The organism is Pseudomonas aeruginosa (genome assembly GCF_001457615.1).
Classification (GTDB): domain Bacteria; phylum Pseudomonadota; class Gammaproteobacteria; order Pseudomonadales; family Pseudomonadaceae; genus Pseudomonas; species Pseudomonas aeruginosa.
Genome location: NZ_LN831024.1, coordinates 3005970 through 3029249, shown reverse-complemented (window position 1 = coordinate 3029249; position 23280 = coordinate 3005970). Strand labels below are relative to the sequence as shown.

Genomic DNA, 23280 nt, shown 5'->3' with positions numbered 1-23280 from the left:
GGAAGTGCTCCCTCATGAAACGCACCCTCCTCATGCTCGCCATGCTCGCCCTGGCCGCATGCAACACCCCCGCACGGATTCCCGCACCGGACAGCGACACCGTGGACAGCGGCAAGCGTGCCCTGGAAGAACTCGCCAGGCTACCGCCGGCGATGGAGCGGGTGCGCGTCGGGGACACCCTGCGGATCGTCCGCGATGCCGGGGAGATGCCGACCCTCTCGGCGTTCAACGTCGCCACCATCTATGAACTGACGCTGTACACCGTGCTCAACGACGGCAGCATCTACTATCCGTTCATCGGTCGCATCCAGGCCGCGCACCGCACGCCGCAGGAAATCGCCAACGAGCTGACCACCAAGCTCGCGCCGATCTACCGCGAGCCGCGGGTCACGGTGAACATCAACCAGGCGCCGGGCAATACGGTGTTCGTCGGCGGCGCGGTGCGCAACCCGTCGGCCGTGCCGATCCCCGCCGCCAACAACATGGAGCAGGCGATCCTCGGCGCCGGCGGCATCCTGCCGGTGGGCGACGCCCGCCGCGTGGCGCTCATGCGCGAGGACTCGGAAGGCCGCTACCACGCCTACTTCCTCGACTTCAGCCAGTTGATGAAGATCGGGCCGGAAGGCCGCAAGCCCCTGGCCATGCAGCGTGGCGACATCGTCTTCGTGCCCAAGTCGATGGTCGGCGACCGTATCGAGGGCGTCGACGTCTACCTGAACCAGTTGCTGCCCTTCGCCAAGTCCATCGGCGTCGGCGTCAGCTACACCGTCAACAACGATCGCTGAGGAGCGACATCGCCATGATAGAAATTCGTTCCTTGCGTGATCTGTTGCGCCTGCTGTTCATCTACCAGCGCGAGTTCAAGCTGGCGGCCCTCAGCGCGGTGGTGATCATCGTCCTCGGCGCCTTCCTGCTGCCGGCCAAGTACGAGTCCAACGCACGCCTGCTGGTCAAGCCGGGCCGTGACTCGACCCTGCCGATCGAGATCAGCAACCGCCAGGCGCTGGTGATGCCGAGCACCCAGCGCGACCCTATCGTCGACGAAGAACGCCTGCTCACCGGCCGACCGATCGTCCGCCAGGTGGCCGAGCGCTACCTCGAGGTGCTGGCCAACCGGCCGCCGCCGGAGGGCCTGTGGAAGCGCACCAAGTTCTATGTGAAGAAGGCCATCGGCGCGGTGTTCGACGGGATTCGCGTGACCCTGGAAACCTTCGGCGTGATCGAGGAAACCACCGCGGTCGAGCGCCTGGCCAAGGACCTCGAGAAGAAATTCGAGGTCACCCATGCGGCCGGCTCGACGGTGATGGAGATCAGCTTCACCTGGAGCGAGCCGGAAGTCGCCCAGGAAGTGGTCAAGGCCTGGATCGAGATCTACATGGAAGAGCGCACCCAGGCGCTCGGCCGCAAGAGCCTGTACGCCTTCTACGAGGCGCAGACTGCCGACAGCGCGGCGCAGATCAAGAGCTACAAGGCGCAGATCCTCAAGCACCTCAACGAGATCGGCGCATCCAGCATCGAGGACCGCCTGCAGGACCTGTCCGAGCGGATCAACGTGCTGCGCGGCGAGCGTTTCAACTCGATCCGCCTGATCGCCTCCTCCGACAGCGCCCTGGAATCCACCCGCCAGCAACTCAAGGGGCTGCCCAGGGAGATCGTCACGGTGCGGCAGATCGCGCTGAACCCGGCGCAGCAGGACCTGCGCCGGCTGCTCAACCAGAAGCGCCTGGAACGCGCCGACATGATGCGCACCTACACCGACGATGCGCCGCCGGTGAAGGCCCTGGACGCCTCGATCCGTGCCCTGGAGAAGGAAGTCCAGGACGAAGGCGCCACCGTGCAGAGTTCCGAGGACCGCGCGCCGAACACCCTGACCACTCACCTGGAACGGGTCCTGCTGGACGAGACCAGCAACAACGCGGCCCTGCGCACCCAGCTCGCGGAGCAGGAAAAGCAGCTCGCCGAACTCGAGGCGCAACGGCGCGAAGCGCTGGACATCGAGCCGACCCTGGCGCGCCTGCAGCGCGAGCTGAACGCCACCGAGCGCAACTACGCGCTGTACGTCGACAGCCTGGAGAAATCGCGGATCGACCGTGAACTGGACAAGAGCCAGATCAGCAACATCTCGGTGATCGAGGAAGCCACCTACAACCCCGGGCGGATCTTCCCGAAAACCCTGCTGATGCTGTTCCTCGCCGTGCCCTTCGGCCTCGCCGTCGGCCTGCTGGTGGTCTATCTCTGCTACCTGCTCGACCAGCGCATCCACGACGGCGGCCTGGTCGAGGAGAAATTCGGCCTGCCGCTGTGGACCACCCTGCCGGAGCTGAGCAACAGCACCGCGGAGAGCAGCAACGCCTTCACCGCCAGCATCTACCGGCTGTACGGGCTGCTGCCCTACGCACGCATCGAGGAAAAGGGCCTGACCCTGGGCCTGACCTCGGCGCGCCACGGCGAAGGTGTGACTTTCATCATCGAGCAACTGCGCCGTCTGCTGGAGGAAAACGGCGTGCGCGTGCGGGTCGGCGGCGAGCCGGCCCAGCCGGGCGAAGTGGTATTGCTCGACGCGCCGGCCCTGCTGGACAGCCGCGAGGCCTTCATCGCCCTGCGCCGCGCCGACCTGATCGCCCTGGTGGTAGAGGCGCAGAAGAGCACCGTGCCGGTGGTCGAGCATGCGCTGACCATCCTCACCACGGCGTTCGGCAAGGTCGACGGGATCATCATCAACCGGCGCCGCTTCGAGGTGCCGAGCAAGGTCTTGCAGACCATCGCCCGCTACCGGAGCGCGTTCTGATGCGGATCGCCCTCCTCGCGCCCCTGCCGCCGGAAAAGAATGGCATCGCCGACTACGCCAGTCATTTCCGCAACGCCCTGCAGGGTCTCGGCATCGAAGTAGCCACGCCGCTCGCCGGCGTGGCGGCCGACAGCGCGAATATCGCCAGCCGGCTGGACAGCGTCGACTGGAACGCCTTCGACCTGGTCCATGCCGAACTCGGCGGCGGCCGCCTGGGTGAGTTCATCGCCCTGCGCGAGCTGCGCAAGCGTTTCCCGCGCCTGCCGCTGAGCGCCACGGTGCACGATCCGGAGCGCATGGTCTGGCGCCGCGAGCGCCTGCCCTGGCCGCTGAACCTGCTGGAACGCCTGCCCTCTCCCCTGCCCCAGGCCGCCGTGGTGCTCGCCGACCCGCTGACCCTGCGCGAAGAGCGTGCCGTGGCCCAGGGCCTGACGCGCCTGGTGACCCTCACCGGCCTGGGCGGCGAGTGCCTGGCCCGGCGGATGCGCCTGCCGCCCGGGCGGGTCGAGGTGATCAACCACGGCAACCTGGAGATCGCCACGGTGCCGCTGCCGTCGCTGGACACCCTGCGCCTGCTGTACTTCGGATTCATCTATCGCGGCAAAGGCATCGAGGACCTGCTCGAGGCCCTCGCCGACCTGTTCGCCAGCGCGCCGGAGATGCGCCAGCGCGTGCGCCTGACCCTGGCCGGCGGCACCGCCGCGGAAATGGCCTTCGGCGCCGGCGGCAACTACCTCGACCAGTTGAAGGCACAGATCGCCGAGCTTGGCCTGGCCGACGCCATCGACTGGAACCTGAACCTGGCCGCCGCGGACATCCCGCGTACCATCCAGGCCCACCACGTGATGGTCCTGCCGTACCGCGAGTCGAAGAAACTCGGTCTGCTCGGCCAGCAGCGCGGCACCAGCGGCGCCCTGTCCTGGGCGGCAGCCTGCGGGCGCGGCGCGATCACCTCGGACGCTCGCGCCTTCGCCGAGGAAGTCGCCAGCGGCAACGGCGCCATCTACCCTCAGGGAGACGTGGCAGCCCTCTCCGAACAGTTGTTGAACCTCGCTCGCGAACCCCGCCTGGCACAGGCCTGGGCCGAGCGCGCCGGAGCGATCGGCCATGCGCGGACCTGGCCGCGCACCGCGCTGCGCTTCCAGGCACTGTTCAACGACATGGTGGGAACCGTTCATGGCACGTAAGGGACTCTATCTGGGCGGCAGCGCGCTGCTGCTCGCCGTGGTACTGCTGCTGGTGTTCTGGGGGCGTCCCGCCGACGCCGAGATCCAGGTACTGAAGGCGCCTCGCGCGGTGGTCTGGAAAGACTTCCTCGGGGTCAACGCGCAGTTCCTCTGGTTCAGCCCGGAGCGTTACAACAAGCAGATCGACCGCCTGCAGGACCTGGGGCTGGAGTGGGTGCGCCTGGACCTGCACTGGGACCGCCTGGAAACCGCCGAGGACCAGTACCAGCTGGCCTCCCTCGACCAGTTGGTCAAGGATCTCGAGGCGCGCCAGCTGAAGTCGGTGTTCTACCTGGTCGGCTCGGCCCGCTTCATCACCACCGCGCCGTTCTACTCGCCCTTCCAGGACCAGTATCCGCCGCGCGACCCGGAAGTCTTCGCCCGGCGCATGGCGATGCTCTCGCAGCGCTACCCGAGCGTGGCCGCCTGGCAGGTATGGAACGAGCCCAACCTGATCGGCTTCTGGCGGCCCAAGGCCGACCCGGAAGGCTACGCCAAGCTGCTCCAGGCCAGCACCATCGCCCTGCGCATGGTCGACCCGGAGAAGCCGGTGGTTTCCGCCGGCATGGCCTTCTTCAGCGAGATGCCCGACGGCCGCACCATGTTCGACGCCCTCGGCCACCTGGGCGTGGAGAGCCTCGGCACCATCGCCACCTACCATCCCTATACCCAGTTGCCGGAAGGCAACTACCCGTGGAACCTGGACTTCGTCTCCCACGCCAACCAGATCAACCGCGCCCTGCGCAACGCCGGCGTGCCGGCGATCTGGAGCACCGAGTGGGGCTGGTCGGCCTACAAGGGCCGAAGGAGTTGCAGGACATCATCGGCGTCGAAGGCCAGGCCGACTACGTGCTGCGCCGCCTGGCGCTGATGAGTGCGCTGGACTACGACCGGATCTTCCTCTTCACCCTCAGCGATCTCGACCAGCGCGCCAGCGTGCGCGACCGCGACTACGGCCTGCTCGACCTGGACGCCAACCCCAAGCCGGTCTACCTGGCCCTGCAACGCTTCCTCAAGGTCACCGGGCCGAAGCTGCGCCCGGCCGACCCGCCGGTCACCGAGGACCTGCCCGACGGTTCCTTCAGCATCGGCTGGACCCGCGAGGACGGTCGCAACGTCTGGCTGTTCTGGTCGGCCCGCGGCGGCAACGTGCGCCTGCCGAAGCTCAAAGAGGCCACCCTGCACGATCCGCTCAGCGGCAAGGTCACGCCCTTGAGCGGCAGCGACGGCCTGGAAGTCCCGGTGAAGTCCAGCCTGCAGATGCTGGTCTGGGAGTGAAGCCACCCATGCGTATTCTCTGGATCCTGCCCTACTCGCCCTGGCCCACCACCAGCGGCGGCAAGACCCGCCAGTACCACCTGCTGCGCAGCCTCGCGGCACGCGGCCACCGGATCACCGTGCTGCTGCACAGCAAGCAGCCGGTGAGCGCCGAGGACCGCCAGGCCCTGGAGCCCTTCCTCGAACGCCTGGTCGTGCTGCCGCGCCGGCCGCTGCGCAGCCTCTCCACGCTGCTCGCCGCGCTGTTCGCGCCCTACCCGCTGCTGGCCAGCGTCAACGGCCTGTCGGCGGAGCTGCAACGCACCGCCACGGAGTTGCTGCGCGAGCCCTGGGACGTGGTCCAGGTCGAGCACAGCTATAGCTTCCAGCCCTACGAGCGACCGCTGCGCGACGCCGGCCAGCCGTTCGTGCTCACCGAGCACAACGTCGAGTCGTCCCTCGGTGCCGCCACCTACGACCGCCTGCCGGGCTGGGCGCTGCCCTTCGTGCGCTACGACCAGTGGCGTTACCGCCGCTGGGAACGCCGGGTGATGAGCCAGGCGGCAGCGGTCGTCGCCGTGACCGAGAAAGATGCGCGGCAGCTCGGCGCGATGCTCGGCCGCCCGGTGCCAGTGGTGGTCAACGGGGTCGACTGCGAGCACTTCGCCGCCGCCCGGCCGACGCCCGAAGCGCAGCGCGTGCTGTTCCTCGGCAACTACGAATACGCACCGAACGTCGATGCCGTGGAATGGATGCTCGACGAGATCCTGCCGCGGGTCTGGGCACACTGCCCCGAGGCGCGCATGAGCGTCTGCGGCTATGCGCTGCCGGCGGAGTGGGCGCAACGCTGGAGCGATCCGCGCATCGAATGGCAAGGCTTCGTTCCCGACCTGCTGCAACTGCAATCGAGCAGTTCGGTGTTCCTCGCCGCGCTGCGCCATGGCGGCGGTTCGAAGCTGAAGGTGCTCGAGGCCCTGGCCGCCGGGCTGCCGCTGGCGAGTACCGCGCAGGGCGTTTCCGGCCTGGAACTGCGGGACGGCGAGGACTACCTCGGCGGCGAATCCGCCGAGCAGCTCGCCAACGCCGTGGTGCGCCTGTTGCAGGACCCGGCGCAGGCCCGCGCGCTGGGCGAGAACGGCCGCGCCTACGTACGTCGCGCGCACGACTGGAGCGTCGCCGCCAGCCAACTGGAACAGGTCTACGCCGGCCTCGCCGAAGGAGCGCCGGCATGCGCATAGGACTCGACTACCGCACCGTCGGCAGCTCGCCGCACTCGGGCATCAGCCGCCAGGTCTATGCCATGGAGCAGGCCCTGGAAAGCCTGCCCGGCACGCAGGTGACCCGCTTCACCGTGGCCCCTCTCGACGACCCGCTGCGCCAGCGGGCGGTCTGCCCGCCGTGGGGCTGCCCGCGCACCGCGATGCACCAGCCGCACCAGCGCCTGCGCTTCGAAGCCGGGTTCCTCCCACGCGTCTTGCGCGAGCAGGACATCGACCTGTACATCAGCACCTTCAACATGGGCCTGCCGCTACCGCCGCGTCCGCCGGGCGTGCGCTATGCGCTGCTGATCCACGACCTGTTCCAGATCACCCTGAAGAACTACCACGCCAACCGCCTCAAGGCACTGGTCTATCGGGTCAGCGACTACCTGTCGATCGCCTATGCGCTGCGTGTCGCCGACCGTGTCTGGACCCCTTCGCAGTACAGCGCCGACGAGGCTGTGCGGCTGTTTCCCGGGGTCGCCGGGAAAGTCCGGGTGCTGCCCAACCAGGTCGACGGCTTCGCCGGCGGACCCGCCGACCTCTCGGCACGCGGCCTGCCGCCACGCTACTGGCTGCTGGTGGGTACCCGCGAACTGCGCAAGAACGTGCCCTGGTTCGTCAGTGCCTGGGCCCGGGCACGCGCCCAGGCGCCCGGCGTGCCGCCGCTGGTGCTGGTCGGCAGCCTCGACCACCTGCCCGAGGAACAACGCGGCTTGCCCGGCCTGCACGCGCTCGGCGGGCTCGACGACGCCGAACTGCACGCGCTGTACCGCCAGGCCGAGCGGCTCTGGCAACCGTCCTACGCGGAAGGCTTCGGCCTGCCGGTGGTCGAGGCGCTGAGCGTCGGCACGCCGGTGGCGGTGGCCAGCGGCACCTCGCTGGACGAAGTCACCCCGCCGTCGGCGCCGCGCTTCTCGCCCAGCGACGGCGCCGCCCTGGAACGCCTGATGCTGCGCCTGGCCGATGCGCCGCGCGAAGCCTCGGCGGAAGAACTCATCGCCTGGGCCGCGCGCTTCAACCGCGAAGCCTACCGGCAACGGCTGGCCGCACTGATCGAGGAACTGAGTTGAGAATGTCGTTGGGAAACCTCGTCGCTGTCGTCTTCGGCCTGGCCTTCGGCGGAGCGCTGCTGATGCTCAGCCCGGCCAAGGCCGGCGCCGCCATGGTCGGCCTGGCGGCCGCGGTCACCATCCTGCGCTTCCCGTTCTGGGGGCTGCTGCTGTTCGCCCTGGTGGCGACCTTCATGCCCTACTCCACGGTCAACGTGGGGATCCGTTCGACGGTCAGCGAAGCGATCCTCGCCCTGACCTGGGGCGCGGTGCTCTGGCACATCTTCCTCTCGCGCCTGCCGCCGGCGCCGGCGCTGCGCTACCGCTCCACCGAGCGCATGCTGCTGTGGCTGATGCTGTTCACCGTGCTGCCGTTCGTGGTCGGCCAGGTCAGCATCAAGGCCGAGGCCAGCGGCCTGTCGAACTGGCTGCGCTGGCTGCTCAACCTGTCCATCGTGTTCCTCGCCGGACGCCTGCTGGTGGAGCGCAAGAACCGCGAGACCCTGGTCATCGCCCTGCTGCTGGGCACCCTGGCGATGCTGCTGATGTCCATCGCGGTGTTCATCCGCTACCGCTCGGCGTCGGGGATGGCGCCGATCCTGGCGATGTTCAACTACGCCAACCTGGACACCCTCAAGTTCGGCCTGGAGGCGCTTTCCTCGCGGATGGGCTCGCCATGGATGCACCCCAACGCCACCGGCGGGATCATGGCCCTGCTGCTGCCCCTGGCGTTCTGCTACGGGGTCGCCAACCAGGGCTGGCGGCGCGGCCTGGGCCTCGCCGTGGCGGTCCTCGGCGCCGCCGCGATCCTCCTCGCCAGTTCCCGCGGGGCGATGCTCAGCCTGGCGGTGGTGCTGTTCTGGATGTCCCTGCGCAAGGTGCCCTACACCGGCCGCCTGCTGTTGCTCGGGGTCGGCCTGGTGGTGGTCCTGGTGCTCAGCTACCCGCCGTTGCAGGAACGCCTGGCGACCATCTTCTCGCCGCAGAACGCCAGTACCGAGGTGCGCTTCGACGAATACCGGATGTTCCCCAAGGCCGTCGCCCGCTATCCGCTGGGAATCGGCTTCAAGGTCGACCCGCCGGTGCCGGGTACCGACCTCCTGGGCATCTCCAACCTGTGGCTGAACTTCATGTACAAGGTCGGCCTCGGCGGCATGCTGCTGTTCATCGCGGTGACCTGGCGCTGGTGGCGCGAAGCCCGTCCGGAGAAAGGCCCGATCCGCCTGACCCGCGACAACGCGATCTGGCTGGGCAGTACGGGCGGCATCCTGGCGGCGCTGGTCAGCGGCCTGTTCGACCACTACTTCAGCTTCGCCGTGGTGATGATCGGCCTGTTCTGGCTGCTGGTCGGGATCAACCTGCTGGAAGCCCGCCGGCTGTTCCCGGAACGCCAGCCGCAACCGCGGGCGGTGGGTTATCGCAAGCTCAAGCGACAGCTCGAGCGCGGGGCCGAGGCCTGAGATGCTCGGCTCCGCCTTCTGGCTGACCCTTGCCACCCTGCTCGGCCTGTGCCTGGGCTTCGCCCGCGAATGGCTGCTGGTGGCCTCCTGGGGCGCCGGCGAGCGCAGCGACGCCTTCCTCATCGCCCTGTTCCTGCCCGAGGCCCTGCGCATGTCGCTGGCCGGCGGCGTGCTCAGCGCGGCGGCCCTGCCACTGTTTCTCGAACGCCAGGGCGAACGTCGCCTCGACTGGCTGGCGGCGATCCTCCCGGCGCTGCTCGGTATCGCCGTGGCGCTCAGCCTCCTGCTGCTGGCGGCGGCGCCCTGGCTGGTGCGCTTGCTCGGCCCGGGCCTGGCCGAGACGGCCAGCGCCCAGGCCGCGGCCAACTTGCGGGTCCTCGCCTGGTGCGTGCCGGGGCTGATGCTCCATGCGCTATTCAGCATCCCCCTGCAGGCCGCCGAGCGCTTCGTCCTGGCCGGGCTCGGCTCGCTGCTGTTCAACCTGCCGCCGGTGCTCTACCTGGCCTTGCACGGCCAGGCCAGCCAGCCCGAACAACTGGCCCTGGCCTGCCTGCTCGGCAGCCTGCTGATGCCGCTGGTGCTGCTGCCTTCGCTATGGATCGAGGGCTGGCGGCCCTGGCACTGGCGCCTTTCCGGCGTCGAACTGGGCGAGCTTGGCGGGCGCATCGCTCCGCTGCTGCTGAGCAACGCCGCCAGCCAGGGCCTGGCGCTGGTCGAGCGGCTGGTGGCCTCGCTGCTCGGCGAAGGCGCGGTGACCTGGGTCAACCTGGCGCGCAAGCTGATGAACCTGCCGCTGATCGCCCTGATGAGCCTCAACCAGGTGTTGCTCGGCATGATGAGCCGACGCCAGGGTGGCGAGCGTCTGGCCCTGCTTCGCCGCGGCCTGGAGACCGCCAGCCTGCTGACCCTGCCGGCCGGGGTCGGGCTGGTCGCTGCCGCACCCGGCCTGGTGGCCCTGTTGCTGCCGCGGCAGACCGCCGGCTCGCCGTTGCCGGCGCTGCTGGCCTGGTTCGCCGTGCCACTGGTGTTCGGCGCCTGGAATGCCTTGCTGGCGCGTTACGCCTACGCCGCCGGCGATACTCGCCTGCCGCTGCGCTGCGAGCTGCTCGGCAGCGCGCTGAACGCCGCGCTGCTGGCGGTCCTGCCGTTGATTTTCGGACTGCCGGGGATTCCCCTCGCGGCCCTTGGCGGGGTGCTCTGCACCGCGCTGCTGCTGATGCGTCGCCAGGCCCTGCTCGGCGCCCTGCCCTGGGCCCGGCTGTGGCTACTGAACGCCCTGGCCATGGCGCTCGCCGCCGGCCTGCTGTTCCGCATCGACGGTATCTGGCTGCAATTGGGCCTGGGCACCGTCGCCGGCTGCCTGGCGCTGCTCGGCATGGCGCTCTGGCTGCGGCCCTGGCGCACCGATTGACCCATGGCTCCGGGTAGGGAGCCTGGCCCTGGGGGCCTTCGAACAACCACTGTGAGTTAGCGCGTCAAGCGGGAGTTGCAAAGTGAAAAAACGCTGGATTCAGATGGATGTGACCCGCGGCGTGGGCATCCTGATCATCGTCTTTGGGCACAGCTGGTTCGTCGCCAGTTCGCCGACCGTGCTCTATCCGTTGCTCTCTCCGTTCATCCTGCCACTGTTCTTCTTCATTTCCGGGGTGTTCTTCAGGACCGAGCAACCCTTCGGCGAGATGGCCCTGCGCAAGGCCGACGCCCTCCTCAAGCCGTTCTTCGTGACCATGCTCGGCTACGTCATCCTCCGCGACCTGCTGCGCGGCCAGCCGCTGCTGCCGGACATCGGCGGAGTGCTGTACGCCTCGGTCGACACCCTGCCCTGGCAGGCGCTCTGGTACCTGCCGCACTTCTGGGTAGCGACCCTGTTCGCCTGGTTCATGCTGCGCGTCATCCAGCGTCTCGGCCTGTCCCTCGCCGCCAGTTGCGTGCTGCTGGCCGTGCAACTGGGCCTGGGCATCCTGTTCCTCAAGACGTTCTGGCAGATCCCGGTGGAGTTCGGCGGCGAACAGTACCTGCTGCCGGGCCTGCCGTTCAGCCTGGACATCACCCTGATCAGCAGCGCCCACTTCATGTTCGGCTATGTCCTGCGCGACGTCCTGCGTCGCCACCAGAGTTCGTTGCTGACCCTGTGCATCGCCCTTGCCGTGACCACCGCCAGCTTCCTCTACTACCCGACGGTGGTGGACATGGCGCAGCGCCGCTACGACCACTGGTTCTGGGCCACCGTCCAGGCAGTGAGCGGCGTCTACCTGTGCTGGGCGCTGTCCGGGCTGATGATGAAGATCGACTGGCTGGGCAAGGCGATGACCTACATCGGCCAGTCGACCCTGATCCTGCTGATCTTCCACGGCGAGATCCAGCACAAGACCTTCAACCTGCTGGTCCACCTGGGTCTGTCGGAACCGGCCGCTGCCAGCGTCGCCCTGGTGATCTCGGTGATCGTCTCGCTGCTGATCGGCGAAGTGATCAAGCGCGTCGCGCTGCTGCGCGCCCTCTACTTTCCCTTCCCGGTGCGCAAGAAGACCGCCGCGGTCCAGGGCGGCGGCGAAGCGCGCTGACGCCCTCGGCCCGGTGCGCCTGCGCCGGGCCTTTCCCCTCCCGTCTCCCTTTTCCCTAACGGGCGGCCGACCTCGCTTCGACCTGGCCGATGATCGCCCGCTCCTTTCGCTGAGCGGGTTGGTACGCGGGCATTGCCTCCCTAGAATATGGAACATCGTTCCGAAATATTGAAAAAGGGAGAAGCCATGACCTCTGCGGCCGTCGAGACCACCCCGCTAACCTGTGACGTGCTGGTCGTCGGCTCCGGCGCCGCCGGGCTGGCGGCGGCGGTGACCGCGGCCTGGCACGGGCGCCGGGTAGTCCTGGTGGAGAAGGACCCGGTGTTCGGCGGCGCCAGCGCCTGGTCCGGCGGCTGGGCCTGGTTGCCGCGCAACCCGCTGGCGCGTCGCGCCGGTATCGAGGAGGACATCGAGCAACCGCGTACCTACCTGCGCCACGAACTGGGCGAGCGTTACGACGCCGCGCGGATCGACGCCTTCCTCGAAGCCTGCCCGCACATGGTGGCCTTCTTCGAGCGCCACACCCACCTGCGGTTCGTCGACGGCAACGGCATCCCGGACATGCATGGCGACACGCCGGGCGCCGCCGAGGGCGGCCACCAGTTGGTCGCCGCGCCCTATGACGCACGGCAACTGGGCCCGCTGCTGCCGCGCCTGCGCAAGACCCTGCGGGAGACCTCGTTCATGGGCATGCCGATCATGGCCGGCGCCGACCTCGCCGCCTTCCTCGACCTGACCCGCTCGCTGCCGGCCTTCCTGCATGTCGCCCGGCGCTTTTCCAGCCACCTCTGGCACCTGCTGCGCTACGGTCGCGCCATGCACCTGGTCAATGGCGTGGCCCTGGTAGCGCGCCTGGCCAAGTCCGCCGAAGCCCTGGGTGTGCGCCTGATCGAATCGGCGCCAGCCCGCGAACTGCTGCTGCGTGACGGCAAGGTGGTCGGCGCGCTGGTCGAGAGCGCCGAGGGACTCCTGCGCATCGAGGCAGGCGCCGTGGTCCTGGCCTGCGGCGGCTTTCCCCATGATCCGCAGCGCCGCGCCGAGCTGGCCCCCACCCTGGACACCCTGCTGCCGCTGCCGCCGCCGGGCTGCAACGGCGACGGCTTGCGCCTGGGGGAAAGCGCCGGCGGCCGGGTGGCCGACGACCTGCGCTCGCCGATCGCCTGGGCGCCGGTCTCGCGAGTTCCCCACGGCGATGGCGAGACCGGGCACTTCCCGCACATCATTGAGCGCGGCAAGCCCGGGCTGATCGGCGTGCTGGCCAACGGCAGGCGCTTCGTCAATGAGGCGCACGGTTACCACGACTATGTCGCCGCCCTGCTCGAGGCCACCCCGCCCGGGCAGCCGGCACGCTCCTGGCTGGTCTGCGACCGGCGCTTCCTGCGTCGCTACGGCCTCGGCTACGTGCGTCCGGCGCCGCTGCCGATCGCCGCGCACCTGCGCAGCGGCTATCTCAAGCGCGGGACCAGCCTGGATCAGTTGGCAAGGAGCTGCGGCATCGACCCGTCCGGCCTGGCCGCCACCGTCGCCGAATACAACCGCCACGCCCGCGAGGGCCGCGACCCAGAGTTCGGCCGCGGCGGCACGGCATTCAACCGCAAGCAGGGCGACCCGGCGTATCCGGGGCCGAATCCCTGCGTCGCCCCCATCGAACGCGGACCGTACTACGCGGTGCAGGTCGAGCCCGGCTGCTTCGGCACCTTCGCCGGGCTGAAGACCGACGCCCAGGCCCGCGTGCTGGACGGCGGCGGGCAGCCGATCCCCGGCCTGTACGCGGCGGGCGCGGACATGGCGAGCCTGTTCGCCGGCCACTATCCCTCCGGCGGCATCAACCTGGGGCCGGCGCTGACCTTCGGCTACATCGCCGGCCGCCATATCGCCGGCGCCCTCGGCTACGAGCAGGAGCAAGCGCAGCGCGGTTGAACGTTCCAGCGGGCGCAGCGGCCTAAACAGGCAAGCTTTCCTTCGGAACCCAAGCATGAGCGCAGCGCCACCGGATATCCCCGCCCTGCCCGCCGGCCTCTGCTACGTCGACGACCGCCAGCCGGGCATCCGTCGACGCCGGCAGGGCAAGCGCTTCGTCTATTTCGATGCCGACGGCCAGCGCATCGGCGACGCCGAGGAGATCCGCCGGCTGGACAAGCTGGCCATTCCGCCGGCCTATCGCGAGGTCTGGATCTGTCCCGACCCCAACGGCCATCTCCAGGCCACCGGCCGCGACGCCCGTGGGCGCAAGCAGTACCGCTACCACCCGCGCTGGCGCGAGGTACGCGATGCCGACAAGTACGAGCGCCTGCTGCGCTTCGGCCAGGCGCTGCCGGGGCTGCGCCGGCACATCGACGCCCAGTTGCGCCTGCCCGGCCTCGGTCGCGACAAGGTGGTGGCCCTGGCGGTTGCGCTGCTCGACGCCACCCTGATCCGCGTCGGCAACCACCGCTACGCCCGCGACAACCGCTCCTACGGCCTGACCACCCTGCGTACCCGGCACGTGGACGTGAACGGCAGTCGCATCCGGTTCCGCTTCAAGGGCAAGAGCGGCATCGAGCACGACGTCAGCCTGGAGCATCCGCGCCTGGCGCGGGTGCTGCGGCGCTGCCTGGAATTGCCCGGCCAGGACCTGTTGCAGTACCTGGACGAGGACGGCCAGCCGCACCGCATCGGCTCCCACGACATCAACGAGTACCTGCGCCGGCATACCGGCGAGGATTTCAGCGCCAAGGACTACCGTACCTGGGCCGGCAGCGCGCTGGCGCTGGAGCGCCTGCGGCGTGCCGAAGCCGACGGGCTTGGCGCGGTGGTGGCGGAGGTCGCCGCCGAATTGGGCAACAGCGTGGCGATCTGCCGGCAATGCTACATCCACCCGGCGATCATCGAGGCCTACCAGGCCGGGCAACTGGGCCAGCTCAGGCGCGCCCGCAAGCGCCGCTGGCTGAGTGCCGAGGAAGCGACCCTGCTGGCCTTCCTCGACACGCCCGGCTGATCAGTTGCCCGGGTGCGGATCGATGCCGTGCCGGCGCAGCAGGCCGAGCAGGCGGCCAATCTCGGTCTGGCAGGCTTCCAGTTCCTTGCGCAGGGTGTGTTCGCGGCGCTGCTGCTCCAGCTTCACGCGTTCGAGTTCGGCGCGCGCCTCACGGCGGATCTGCCGCTCGCGCTCCTTGTCGGAATGCTCGGCGCCGAGGGCCTCTTCGGCCTTGCGCGCGCGGTATTCGCGCATCCGCTGGGCGGCCGACTTGGCCTTGCCGCTCGGCTTGGGCCCGGGTTTGCTGGCTTTCATGAACGCCTCCATCTGCGTAACGTTACGCAATCAGAATAGCGTAACGTTACGCAGATAGACAGGGTCTATGCTTAGAGCGGCGGGGCCGAGCGCAGCATCACCGACTTCAGCGCGAAGGCCGACTTGATGCCAGCCACGCCGGGAATGCAGGTCAGGGTATTGGTGAGGAACGCCTGGTAGGCGGCGAGATCCTTGACCACAACCCGCAGCATGTAGTCCGCATCGCCGGTCATCTGGAAACAGCTCATGACCTGTGGCGCATCGACGATGCGTTCCTCGAAGCGAGCGAGGTAGTCGCCGGTCTGCTTTTCCAGGGACACCGAGACGAACACGCTCATCGCCCCGGACAGGCGCTCCTCGTCGAGCCGGGCGAAGTAGCCCTGGATGTAGTGTTCCTCTTCCAGGCGGCGTACCCGGCGCAGCGTCGGCGTCAGCGACAGGCCGACCTTCTGGGCGAGATCGCGCCAGCTCAGGCGGCCGTCGTCGGCCAGGGCACGGAGGATTTTCAGGTCGATGCGGTCGAGTTCAGCCATGGTGCGTTGTTTCTCTTGTCAGCGATTCTTGTAGTTCAAACAACCCAATACTGCCGGAATACCTTAGTCAATTTGGAGCAAAAAACTAGCACCCGAAGCCTATACTGAAATTACAAAAACAAAACCCGAGGGCCTCACCATGAGTGACGTCACCCAGTACGACCGCGCCTGCCGTACCCCGGCATGCCTGCAACCCGCCCCCACCCACAGGACGGGAACCCGCCATCCGCCCAGTCCGCCGCTTCGAGCGCCGTTCGCCCGTTTCTGATCTCTCCAACCGTTTGGCCCGGACCGGGCCGGAGGCCTGTCATGAGTGATTACGAGCCGTTGCGTCTGCATGTCCCGGAGCCCACCGGGCGTCCTGGCTGCAAGACCGACTTTTCCTATCTGCACCTGTCCCCCGCCGGCGAGGTACGCAAGCCGCCGGTGGATGTCGAGCCCGCCGAGACCAGCGACCTGGCCTACAGCCTGGTACGCGTGCTCGACGACGACGGCCACGCCGTCGGTCCCTGGAATCCGCAGCTCAGCAACGAACAACTGCTGCGCGGCATGCGGGCGATGCTCAAGACCCGCCTGTTCGACGCGCGCATGCTCACCGCGCAACGGCAGAAAAAGCTTTCCTTCTATATGCAATGCCTCGGCGAGGAAGCCATCGCCACCGCCCACACCCTGGCCCTGCGCGACGGCGACATGTGCTTTCCGACCTATCGCCAGCAAGGCATCCTGATCACCCGCGAATACCCGCTGGTGGACATGATCTGCCAGCTTCTCTCCAACGAGGCCGACCCGCTCAAGGGCCGCCAGCTGCCGATCATGTACTCGAGCAAGGAGGCCGGTTTCTTCTCCATCTCCGGCAACCTCGCCACCCAGTTCATCCAGGCGGTCGGCTGGGGCATGGCCTCGGCGATCAAGGGCGACACGCGCATCGCCTCGGCCTGGATCGGCGACGGCGCCACCGCCGAGTCGGACTTCCACACCGCCCTCACCTTCGCCCATGTCTACCGCGCGCCGGTAATCCTCAACGTGGTCAACAACCAGTGGGCGATCTCCACCTTCCAGGCCATCGCCGGCGGCGAAGGCACCACCTTCGCCAACCGTGGCGTGGGCTGCGGGATCGCCTCGCTGCGGGTCGACGGCAATGACTTCCTGGCGGTCTACGCCGCCTCCGAGTGGGCCGCCGAGCGCGCCCGGCGCAACCTCGGGCCGAGCCTGATCGAATGGGTCACCTACCGCGCCGGCCCGCACTCGACTTCGGACGACCCGTCCAAGTACCGCCCCGCCGACGACTGGACCAACTTCCCGCTGGGCGACCCGATCGCCCGCCTGAAGCGGCACATGATCGGCCTCGGCATCTGGTCGGAGGAACAGCACGAAGCCACCCACAAGGCCCTCGAAGCCGAAGTGCTGGCCGCGCAGAAACAGGCGGAGAGCCATGGCACCCTGATCGACGGCCGGGTGCCGAGCGCCGCCAGCATGTTCGAGGACGTCTATGCAGAACTGCCGGAGCACCTGCGCCGGCAACGCCAGGAGCTCGGGGTATGAATGCCATGAACCCGCAACACGAGAACGCCCAGACGGTCACCAGCATGACCATGATCCAGGCGCTGCGCTCGGCGATGGACATCATGCTCGAGCGCGACGACGACGTGGTGGTATTCGGCCAGGACGTCGGCTACTTCGGCGGCGTGTTCCGCTGCACCGAAGGCCTGCAGAAGAAATACGGCACCTCGCGGGTGTTCGATGCGCCGATCTCCGAGAGCGGCATCATCGGCGCCGCGGTCGGCATGGGTGCCTACGGCCTGCGCCCGGTGGTGGAGATCCAGTTCGCCGACTACGTCTACCCGGCCTCCGACCAGTTGATCTCCGAGGCGGCGCGCCTGCGCTATCGCTCGGCCGGCGACTTCATCGTGCCGATGACCGTACGCATGCCCTGTGGCGGCGGCATCTACGGCGGGCAAACGCACAGCCAGAGCCCGGAGGCGATGTTCACCCAGGTCTGCGGCCTGCGCACGGTGATGCCGTCCAACCCCTACGACGCCAAAGGCCTGCTGATCGCCTGCATCGAGAACGACGACCCGGTGATCTTCCTCGAGCCCAAGCGCCTCTACAACGGCCCGTTCGATGGCCACCACGACCGCCCGGTGACGCCCTGGTCCAAGCATCCGGCCAGCCAGGTGCCGGACGGCTACTACAAGGTGCCGCTGGACAAGGCGGCGATCGTCCGCCCCGGCGCGGCGCTGACCGTGCTGACCTACGGCACCATGGTCTACGTGGCCCAGGCCGCGGCCGACGAGACCGGCCTGGACGCCGAGATCATCGACCTGCGCAGCCTCTGGCCGCTGGACCTGGAAACCATCGTCGCCTCGGTGAAGAAGACCGGCCGCTGCGTCATCGCCCACGAGGCGACCCGCACCTGCGGGTTCGGCGCCGAGCTGATGTCGCTGGTGCAGGAGCACTGCTTCCACCACCTGGAGGCGCCGATCGAGCGCGTCACCGGTTGGGACACCCCCTACCCGCATGCCCAGGAGTGGGCGTATTTCCCCGGCCCCGCGCGCGTCGGCGCGGCATTCAAGCGTGTGATGGAGGTCTGAATGGGTACCCATGTGATCAAGATGCCGGACATCGGGGAAGGCATCGCCGAGGTCGAACTGGTGGAGTGGCATGTCCAGGTCGGCGACTCGGTCAATGAAGACCAGGTCCTCGCCGAGGTGATGACCGACAAGGCCACGGTGGAGATTCCCTCGCCGGTGGCCGGACGCATCCTCGCCCTCGGCGGCCAGCCGGGCCAGGTGATGGCGGTGGGCGGCGAACTGATCCGCCTGGAGGTGGAAGGTGCCGGCAACCTCGCCGAGAGTCCGGCCGCGGCGACGCCGGCCGCGCCCGTCGCCGCCACCCCGGAGAAACCGAAGGAAGCCCCGGTCGCGGCGCCGAAAGCCGCCGCCGAAGCGCCGCGCGCCTTGCGCGACAGCGAGGCGCCACGGCAGCGGCGCCAGCCCGGCGAACGCCCGCTGGCCTCCCCCGCGGTGCGCCAGCGCGCCCGCGACCTGGGCATCGAGTTGCAGTTCGTGCAGGGCAGCGGTCCCGCCGGACGCGTCCTCCACGAGGACCTCGATGCCTACCTGACCCAGGATGGCAGCGTCGCGCGCAGCGGCGCCGCCGCGCAGGGGTATGCCGAGCGACACGACGAACAGGCGGTGCCGGTGATCGGCCTGCGTCGCAAGATCGCCCAGAAGATGCAGGACGCCAAGCGACGCATCCCGCATTTCAGCTATGTCGAGGAAATCGACGTCACCGATCTGGAAGCCCTGCGCGCCCATCTCAACCAGAAATGGGGTGGCCAGCGCGGCAAGCTGACCCTGCTGCCGTTCCTGGTCCGCGCCATGGTCGTGGCGCTGCGCGACTTCCCGCAGTTGAACGCGCGCTACGACGACGAGGCCGAGGTGGTCACCCGCTACGGCGCGGTGCACGTCGGCATCGCCACCCAGAGCGACAACGGCCTGATGGTGCCGGTGCTGCGCCACGCCGAATCGCGCGACCTCTGGGGCAACGCCAGCGAAGTGGCGCGCCTGGCCGAAGCCGCACGCAGCGGCAAGGCGCAACGCCAGGAGCTGTCCGGCTCGACCATCACCCTGAGCAGCCTCGGCGCGCTCGGCGGGATCGTCAGCACACCGGTGATCAACCATCCGGAGGTGGCCATCGTCGGCGTCAACCGCATCGTCGAGCGACCGATGGTGGTCGGCGGCAACATCGTCGTGCGCAAGATGATGAACCTCTCCTCCTCCTTCGACCACCGGGTGGTCGACGGGATGGACGCGGCGGCCTTCATCCAGGCCGTGCGCGGCCTGCTCGAACATCCTGCCACCCTGTTCCTGGAGTAAGCGATGAGCCAGATCCTGAAGACTTCCCTGCTGATCGTCGGCGGCGGTCCCGGCGGCTACGTCGCGGCGATCCGTGCCGGGCAACTGGGCATTCCCACCGTACTGGTGGAGGGCGCCGCCCTCGGCGGCACCTGCCTGAACGTCGGCTGCATCCCGTCGAAGGCGCTGATCCACGCCGCCGAGGAATACCTCAAGGCCCGCCACTATGCCGGCCGGTCGGCGCTGGGCATCCAGGTACAGGCGCCGAGCATCGACATCGCCCGCACCGTGGAATGGAAGGACGCCATCGTCGACCGCCTCACCAGCGGCGTCGCCGCGCTGCTGAAGAAACACGGGGTCGATGTCGTCCAGGGCTGGGCGAGGATCCTCGACGGCAAAAGCGTGGCGGTCGAACTCGCCGGCGGCGGCAGCCAGCGCATCGAGTGCGAGCACCTGCTGCTGGCCGCCGGCTCGCAGAGCGTCGAGCTACCGATCCTGCCGCTGGGCGGCAAGGTGATCTCCTCCACCGAGGCGCTGGCGCCCGGCAGCCTGCCCAAGCGCCTGGTGGTGGTCGGCGGCGGCTACATCGGCCTGGAGCTGGGTACCGCCTACCGCAAGCTCGGCGTCGAGGTGGCGGTGGTGGAAGCGCAACCACGCATCCTGCCGGGCTACGACGAAGAACTGACCAAGCCGGTGGCCCAGGCCTTGCGCAAGCTGGGCGTCGAGCTGTACCTCGGGCACAGCCTGCTGGGCCCGAGCGAGAACGGCGTGCGGGTCCGCGACGGCGCCGGCGAGGAGCGCGAGATCGCCGCCGACCAGGTACTGGTGGCGGTCGGCCGCAAGCCGCGCAGCGAAGGCTGGAACCTGGAAAGCCTGGGCCTGGACATGAACGGCCGGGCGGTGAAGGTCGACGACCAGTGCCGCACCTCGATGCGCAATGTCTGGGCCATAGGCGATCTCGCCGGCGAGCCGATGCTCGCGCACCGGGCCATGGCCCAGGGCGAGATGGTCGCCGAGCTGATCGCCGGCAAGCGTCGCCAGTTCGCCCCGGTGGCGATCCCCGCGGTGTGCTTCACCGATCCGGAAGTGGTGGTCGCCGGGTTGTCCCCGGAGCAGGCGAAGGATGCCGGCCTGGACTGCCTGGTGGCGAGTTTCCCGTTCGCCGCCAACGGCCGCGCCATGACCCTGGAGGCCAACGAAGGCTTCGTCCGCGTGGTGGCGCGTCGCGACAACCACCTGATCATCGGCTGGCAGGCGGTGGGCAAGGCGGTCTCGGAACTGTCCACGGCCTTCGCCCAGTCGCTGGAGATGGGCGCCCGCCTGGAAGACATCGCCGGCACCATCCACGCCCATCCGACCCTCGGCGAAGCGGTCCAGGAAGCCGCCCTGCGCGCGCTGGGACACGCCCTGCACATCTGATTCCCGCGAACCTCGGTAGCCGGCCAACCACCGGCGCACATTACCCCCTTGCCCGTCGGGCAAGGGGCTTTTTTCGTGGCCGCGAACCGGGTCGTCAGCAGGTCTCACCGCCCTGCGCGATCCCCCGCCCCTCACTCCGTCTCCAGCAACCCATGCCGCAAGCTCCCCGCCGCCAGGCGCTGGCGAATATCCTCGTCGATCCGCGGATCGTCCGGGCGGTACAGGCGCACCTGGCGGTAGGCGTTGATCCGGTTGATTTCCGCACCGAGGTACTCCCAGACCACCCGGCTGCATGCCGGGGTCCGCCGGTCACCGCTGGAAACGCCCATCTTCAGGCCGTTCAGGCGGGTGATACGGCTCTTGAAACTGGGAATGAGGATGGTCTGGCTCATCTCGTTGAGGGTCAGCGACTCGTAGTCGATCAGGAACACCCGGTCCTGCAACTGGAAGGCCGCGCCGAGGTAGCGGCAGCGCGCCCACTCCTCCGCCTGCACGTCGGTACTGCTGGTGCGCTCCTGGCGTTCCTGGCGCTCGAAGAGGAACACCCCGTCTTCCTCGTAGAGATGCACCAGGGAGAGCAGGATGCTGCCCGGCACCGACATGCAGTTGGCATATTCGAAGTAGTAGCCGCAGTAGCGGCTCAGGTCGCCGGCCTCGGCGCGCAGCGGTTGCAGCAGCCGCAACAGCGGGTCGTTGCTGGACTGGCGCGGCTGGGCGCTGGCACGGGCGCCGATCAGGCGGGCGAACTGCTCGGGCGGCAAGCCCAGCTCGTAGTCCTCGACGCCGAAGAAGTCGCCTATCCGCTTGCGGTTGTAGGGCGTCGGCTGGCTCTGGCCGCTGAGGTACTTGTTGAACTGCGCGCGATTGATCGCCAATTGCCGGCAAACCTCGGAAATCGAGCGGTAATGGCTGCAAAGCAGCTTGAGATTGGCGCCCAGGTGCTCGGACATCGATGGCTCCAAAACTGATGCTATGGACGCGATTCTAGCATCAGGTCGCATCAAGCAGGAGCAACCCGCGAAATTGTAACCAGGTGCGTCATGGCCAACCATGCGCCGCGCACCAAGGCGCTGCCGCAGCGCACGCCGGTACCAGAATAAGAACCGAGGTAGACCTCCATGCTTGAAATGCTCAACGATTTCCTTTCCGGAAAAGTCCTCATCGTCCTGATCGTCGGCCTGGGTGCCTACTTCACGATCCGTTCGCGTTTCGTCCAGTTCCGCCACTTCGGCCACATGTTCGGCGTATTCAGGGAATCGCTGCGCGGCCAGGCCGGCCAGCTCAGTTCCTTCCAGGCCCTGATGCTGAGCCTCGCCGGCCGGGTCGGCGCCGGCAACATCGCCGGGGTCGGCATCGCCGTGACCCTCGGCGGTCCGGGGCGGTGTTCTGGATGTGGGTCACCGCGCTGGTCGGCATGTCCAGCAGCTTCTTCGAATGCACCCTGGCCCAGGTCTACAAGCGCAGCGACGGCGACGGCCTGTATCGCGGCGGCCCGTCCTACTACATCCAGCACGGCCTGAAGCTGCGCTCGATGGCGGTGGTCTTCGCGGTACTCCTGCTGGTGACCTACGGCTTCGCCTTCAACGGCCTGCAGTCCTACACCGTCACCCATTCGCTGCAGAACGCCTTCGGCTTCGCCCCGCAGCACACCGGGATCGCCCTGGCGGTGCTGCTCGGCGTGGTCTTCATCGGCGGCATCAAGCGCATCGCCGCGGTCTCCGACCTGCTGGTGCCGATCAAGACCCTGGCCTACATCGGCGTCACCCTGTACGTCATCGCCAGCCAGATCGAGCACGTCCCGGCAATGCTGGAAACCATCGTCAAGAGCGCCTTCGGCCTAGACCCGGCGTTCGGCGGCCTGCTCGGCAGCGCCATCGTGATGGGCGTCAAGCGTGGCGTCTTCGCCAACGAGGCCGGCCTGGGCAGCGCGCCGAACGTCGCCGCGGTCGCCGCCGTGCGCCATCCGGCGGCACAGGGCGTGGTCCAGGCCTTCAGCGTGTTCCTCGACACCTTCGTGATCTGCACCTGCACCGCCCTGCTGATCCTGCTCTCGGGCTTCTACACCCCGGGCTTCGAAGGCGACGGCATCGTCCTCACCCAGAACTCCCTGGCCGCGGTGGTCGGCGACTGGGGCCGGGTGTTCGTCAGCGTGGCCCTGTCGCTGTTCGTCTTCACCTGCATCCTCTACAACTTCTACCTGGGCGAGAACAGCCTGCAGTTCCTCAGCCGCAACCGCCTGGTGCTGATCGGCTACCGCGCGCTGGTGCTGGCCCTGGTGGTCTGGGGCTCGGTGCAGGACCTGTCCACCGTGTTCGCCTTCGCCGACATCACCATGACCTGCCTGGCCTTCGTCAACCTGATGGCCCTGGCCCTGCTGTTCAAGGTCGGCCTGCGGGTGATGCGCGACTATGACGTGCAGCGCCGCGCCGGGATCAAGCAACCGGTGTTCGACTCGGCGCAGTTCGCCGACCTCGACCTGGACCGCGAAGCCTGGCCCGCCGGCCAGCGCGCCGAGCCCCCGGCGCAGGCGGACGCCGAGCCGCTGCCGAGCGGCAATCGCTGAGTCTCGCGCAGGCGCCCTCCCCCCGGAGCGGCGC

General features: G+C 68.5%; 17 protein-coding genes and 2 pseudogenes. 16 read left to right on the top strand and 3 right to left on the bottom strand.

Features of this window, described 5'->3' with window-relative positions; genetic code table 11:
- The first annotated feature begins 14 nt into the window (after nucleotides 1-14).
- The 11 genes and pseudogenes from AT700_RS13835 to AT700_RS13785 all read left to right on the top strand — a co-directional run bounded on the left by AT700_RS13835 (nucleotide 15) and on the right by AT700_RS13785 (nucleotide 14580).
- Complete coding sequence (locus tag AT700_RS13835) at nucleotides 15-785, top strand: polysaccharide biosynthesis/export family protein (RefSeq protein ID WP_003089227.1); 771 nt, start codon at nucleotides 15-17, stop codon at nucleotides 783-785.
- A 14-nt stretch (nucleotides 786-799) separates the two neighbouring features.
- Nucleotides 800-2788, top strand: coding sequence for a GumC family protein (locus AT700_RS13830; protein ID WP_003089228.1), 1989 nt, complete (start codon nucleotides 800-802; stop codon nucleotides 2786-2788).
- Nucleotides 2788-3975 carry a glycosyltransferase family 4 protein gene (locus AT700_RS13825; RefSeq protein WP_003089229.1) on the top strand — a complete coding sequence of 396 codons (1188 nt, stop codon included), beginning with the start codon at nucleotides 2788-2790 and terminating at the stop codon, nucleotides 3973-3975. The genes AT700_RS13830 and AT700_RS13825 overlap by 1 nt, the downstream gene beginning before the upstream one ends.
- A pseudogene (locus tag AT700_RS13820) lies at nucleotides 3965-5292 on the top strand (beta-xylosidase). Before AT700_RS13825 ends, AT700_RS13820 begins: the two are co-directional and overlap by 11 nt.
- A gap of 8 nt (nucleotides 5293-5300) precedes the next feature.
- Entirely contained in the window at nucleotides 5301-6509 is a 1209-nt protein-coding gene (locus AT700_RS13815; protein ID WP_003158940.1) for a glycosyltransferase family 4 protein, read from the top strand.
- Nucleotides 6500-7603: a glycosyltransferase family 4 protein gene (locus AT700_RS13810; protein ID WP_048521097.1), complete on the top strand. Its 1104-nt coding sequence runs from the start codon at nucleotides 6500-6502 to the stop codon at nucleotides 7601-7603. Before AT700_RS13815 ends, AT700_RS13810 begins: the two co-directional genes overlap by 10 nt.
- 2 nt (nucleotides 7604-7605) lie before the next feature.
- Entirely contained in the window at nucleotides 7606-9042 is a 1437-nt protein-coding gene (locus AT700_RS13805) for a biofilm formation protein PslJ (RefSeq protein ID WP_003089234.1), read from the top strand.
- 1 nt (nucleotide 9043) lies between these two features.
- Nucleotides 9044-10453: a lipid II flippase MurJ gene (locus tag AT700_RS13800; protein ID WP_003113723.1), complete on the top strand. Its 1410-nt coding sequence runs from the start codon at nucleotides 9044-9046 to the stop codon at nucleotides 10451-10453.
- An 82-nt stretch (nucleotides 10454-10535) separates the two neighbouring features.
- The gene (locus AT700_RS13795) at nucleotides 10536-11603 is read left to right on the top strand and encodes an acyltransferase family protein (RefSeq protein ID WP_003160261.1); all 1068 of its coding nucleotides are present in this window, start codon (nucleotides 10536-10538) and stop codon (nucleotides 11601-11603) included.
- Between the two features lie 186 nt (nucleotides 11604-11789).
- A complete protein-coding gene (locus AT700_RS13790) occupies nucleotides 11790-13523 on the top strand; it encodes an FAD-dependent oxidoreductase (protein ID WP_003113725.1) in 1734 nt (577 codons plus the stop codon).
- A 55-nt stretch (nucleotides 13524-13578) separates the two neighbouring features.
- Entirely contained in the window at nucleotides 13579-14580 is a 1002-nt protein-coding gene (locus tag AT700_RS13785; protein ID WP_003117193.1) for a DNA topoisomerase IB, read from the top strand.
- Here the strand turns inward: AT700_RS13785 and AT700_RS13780 are convergent, their stop codons facing one another.
- On the bottom strand, nucleotides 14581-14874 hold the full coding sequence (locus tag AT700_RS13780; protein WP_003113727.1) for an inner centromere protein: 294 nt from the start codon (nucleotides 14872-14874) through the stop codon (nucleotides 14581-14583).
- A gap of 71 nt (nucleotides 14875-14945) precedes the next feature.
- Nucleotides 14946-15407, bottom strand: a complete 462-nt coding sequence (locus AT700_RS13775) for an Lrp/AsnC family transcriptional regulator (protein ID WP_003089245.1) — start codon at nucleotides 15405-15407, stop codon at nucleotides 14946-14948.
- A 309-nt stretch (nucleotides 15408-15716) separates the two neighbouring features.
- Here AT700_RS13775 and AT700_RS13770 point away from each other — a divergent pair, with 309 nt between their 5' ends.
- From AT700_RS13770 to lpdA, 4 genes are read left to right on the top strand one after another with little or no spacing between them, the layout of a single operon-like run.
- Nucleotides 15717-16949, top strand: coding sequence for a 3-methyl-2-oxobutanoate dehydrogenase (2-methylpropanoyl-transferring) subunit alpha (locus AT700_RS13770; RefSeq protein WP_003111886.1), 1233 nt, complete (start codon nucleotides 15717-15719; stop codon nucleotides 16947-16949).
- Nucleotides 16946-17998, top strand: a complete 1053-nt coding sequence (locus AT700_RS13765) for an alpha-ketoacid dehydrogenase subunit beta (RefSeq protein ID WP_003089248.1) — start codon at nucleotides 16946-16948, stop codon at nucleotides 17996-17998. Before AT700_RS13770 ends, AT700_RS13765 begins: the two co-directional genes overlap by 4 nt.
- Complete coding sequence (locus AT700_RS13760; RefSeq protein ID WP_003124668.1) at nucleotides 17999-19285, top strand: dihydrolipoamide acetyltransferase family protein; 1287 nt, start codon at nucleotides 17999-18001, stop codon at nucleotides 19283-19285.
- Nucleotides 19286-19288: 3 nt separating this feature from the next.
- Complete coding sequence (gene lpdA, locus AT700_RS13755) at nucleotides 19289-20683, top strand: dihydrolipoyl dehydrogenase (RefSeq protein ID WP_023084269.1); 1395 nt, start codon at nucleotides 19289-19291, stop codon at nucleotides 20681-20683.
- A gap of 131 nt (nucleotides 20684-20814) precedes the next feature.
- Here lpdA and AT700_RS13750 read toward each other — a convergent pair whose 3' ends face one another.
- On the bottom strand, nucleotides 20815-21633 hold the full coding sequence (locus tag AT700_RS13750) for a Cro/Cl family transcriptional regulator (protein ID WP_009315780.1): 819 nt from the start codon (nucleotides 21631-21633) through the stop codon (nucleotides 20815-20817).
- 168 nt (nucleotides 21634-21801) lie between these two features.
- Here AT700_RS13750 and AT700_RS13745 point away from each other — a divergent pair.
- Nucleotides 21802-23246, top strand: a pseudogene (locus tag AT700_RS13745) (alanine/glycine:cation symporter family protein).
- The last annotated feature ends 34 nt before the right edge of the window (nucleotides 23247-23280 follow it).

Excerpts from the sequence above, each read along its gene's own strand:
- AT700_RS13835 (WP_003089227.1), top strand. The coding sequence starts at position 15 with ATGAAACGCACCCTCCTCATGCTCGCCATGCTCGCCCTGGCCGCATGC.
- AT700_RS13830 (WP_003089228.1), top strand. The coding sequence starts at position 800 with ATGATAGAAATTCGTTCCTTGCGTGATCTGTTGCGCCTGCTGTTCATC.
- AT700_RS13825 (WP_003089229.1), top strand. The coding sequence starts at position 2,788 with ATGCGGATCGCCCTCCTCGCGCCCCTGCCGCCGGAAAAGAATGGCATC.
- AT700_RS13815 (WP_003158940.1), top strand. The coding sequence starts at position 5,301 with ATGCGTATTCTCTGGATCCTGCCCTACTCGCCCTGGCCCACCACCAGC.
- AT700_RS13810 (WP_048521097.1), top strand. The coding sequence starts at position 6,500 with ATGCGCATAGGACTCGACTACCGCACCGTCGGCAGCTCGCCGCACTCG.
- AT700_RS13805 (WP_003089234.1), top strand. The coding sequence starts at position 7,606 with ATGTCGTTGGGAAACCTCGTCGCTGTCGTCTTCGGCCTGGCCTTCGGC.
- AT700_RS13800 (WP_003113723.1), top strand. The coding sequence starts at position 9,044 with ATGCTCGGCTCCGCCTTCTGGCTGACCCTTGCCACCCTGCTCGGCCTG.
- AT700_RS13790 (WP_003113725.1), top strand. The coding sequence starts at position 11,790 with ATGACCTCTGCGGCCGTCGAGACCACCCCGCTAACCTGTGACGTGCTG.
- AT700_RS13785 (WP_003117193.1), top strand. The coding sequence starts at position 13,579 with ATGAGCGCAGCGCCACCGGATATCCCCGCCCTGCCCGCCGGCCTCTGC.
- AT700_RS13780 (WP_003113727.1), bottom strand. The coding sequence starts at position 14,874 with ATGAAAGCCAGCAAACCCGGGCCCAAGCCGAGCGGCAAGGCCAAGTCG.
- AT700_RS13775 (WP_003089245.1), bottom strand. The coding sequence starts at position 15,407 with ATGGCTGAACTCGACCGCATCGACCTGAAAATCCTCCGTGCCCTGGCC.
- AT700_RS13770 (WP_003111886.1), top strand. The coding sequence starts at position 15,717 with ATGAGTGATTACGAGCCGTTGCGTCTGCATGTCCCGGAGCCCACCGGG.
- AT700_RS13765 (WP_003089248.1), top strand. The coding sequence starts at position 16,946 with ATGAATGCCATGAACCCGCAACACGAGAACGCCCAGACGGTCACCAGC.
- AT700_RS13760 (WP_003124668.1), top strand. The coding sequence starts at position 17,999 with ATGGGTACCCATGTGATCAAGATGCCGGACATCGGGGAAGGCATCGCC.
- lpdA (WP_023084269.1), top strand. The coding sequence starts at position 19,289 with ATGAGCCAGATCCTGAAGACTTCCCTGCTGATCGTCGGCGGCGGTCCC.
- AT700_RS13750 (WP_009315780.1), bottom strand. The coding sequence starts at position 21,633 with ATGTCCGAGCACCTGGGCGCCAATCTCAAGCTGCTTTGCAGCCATTAC.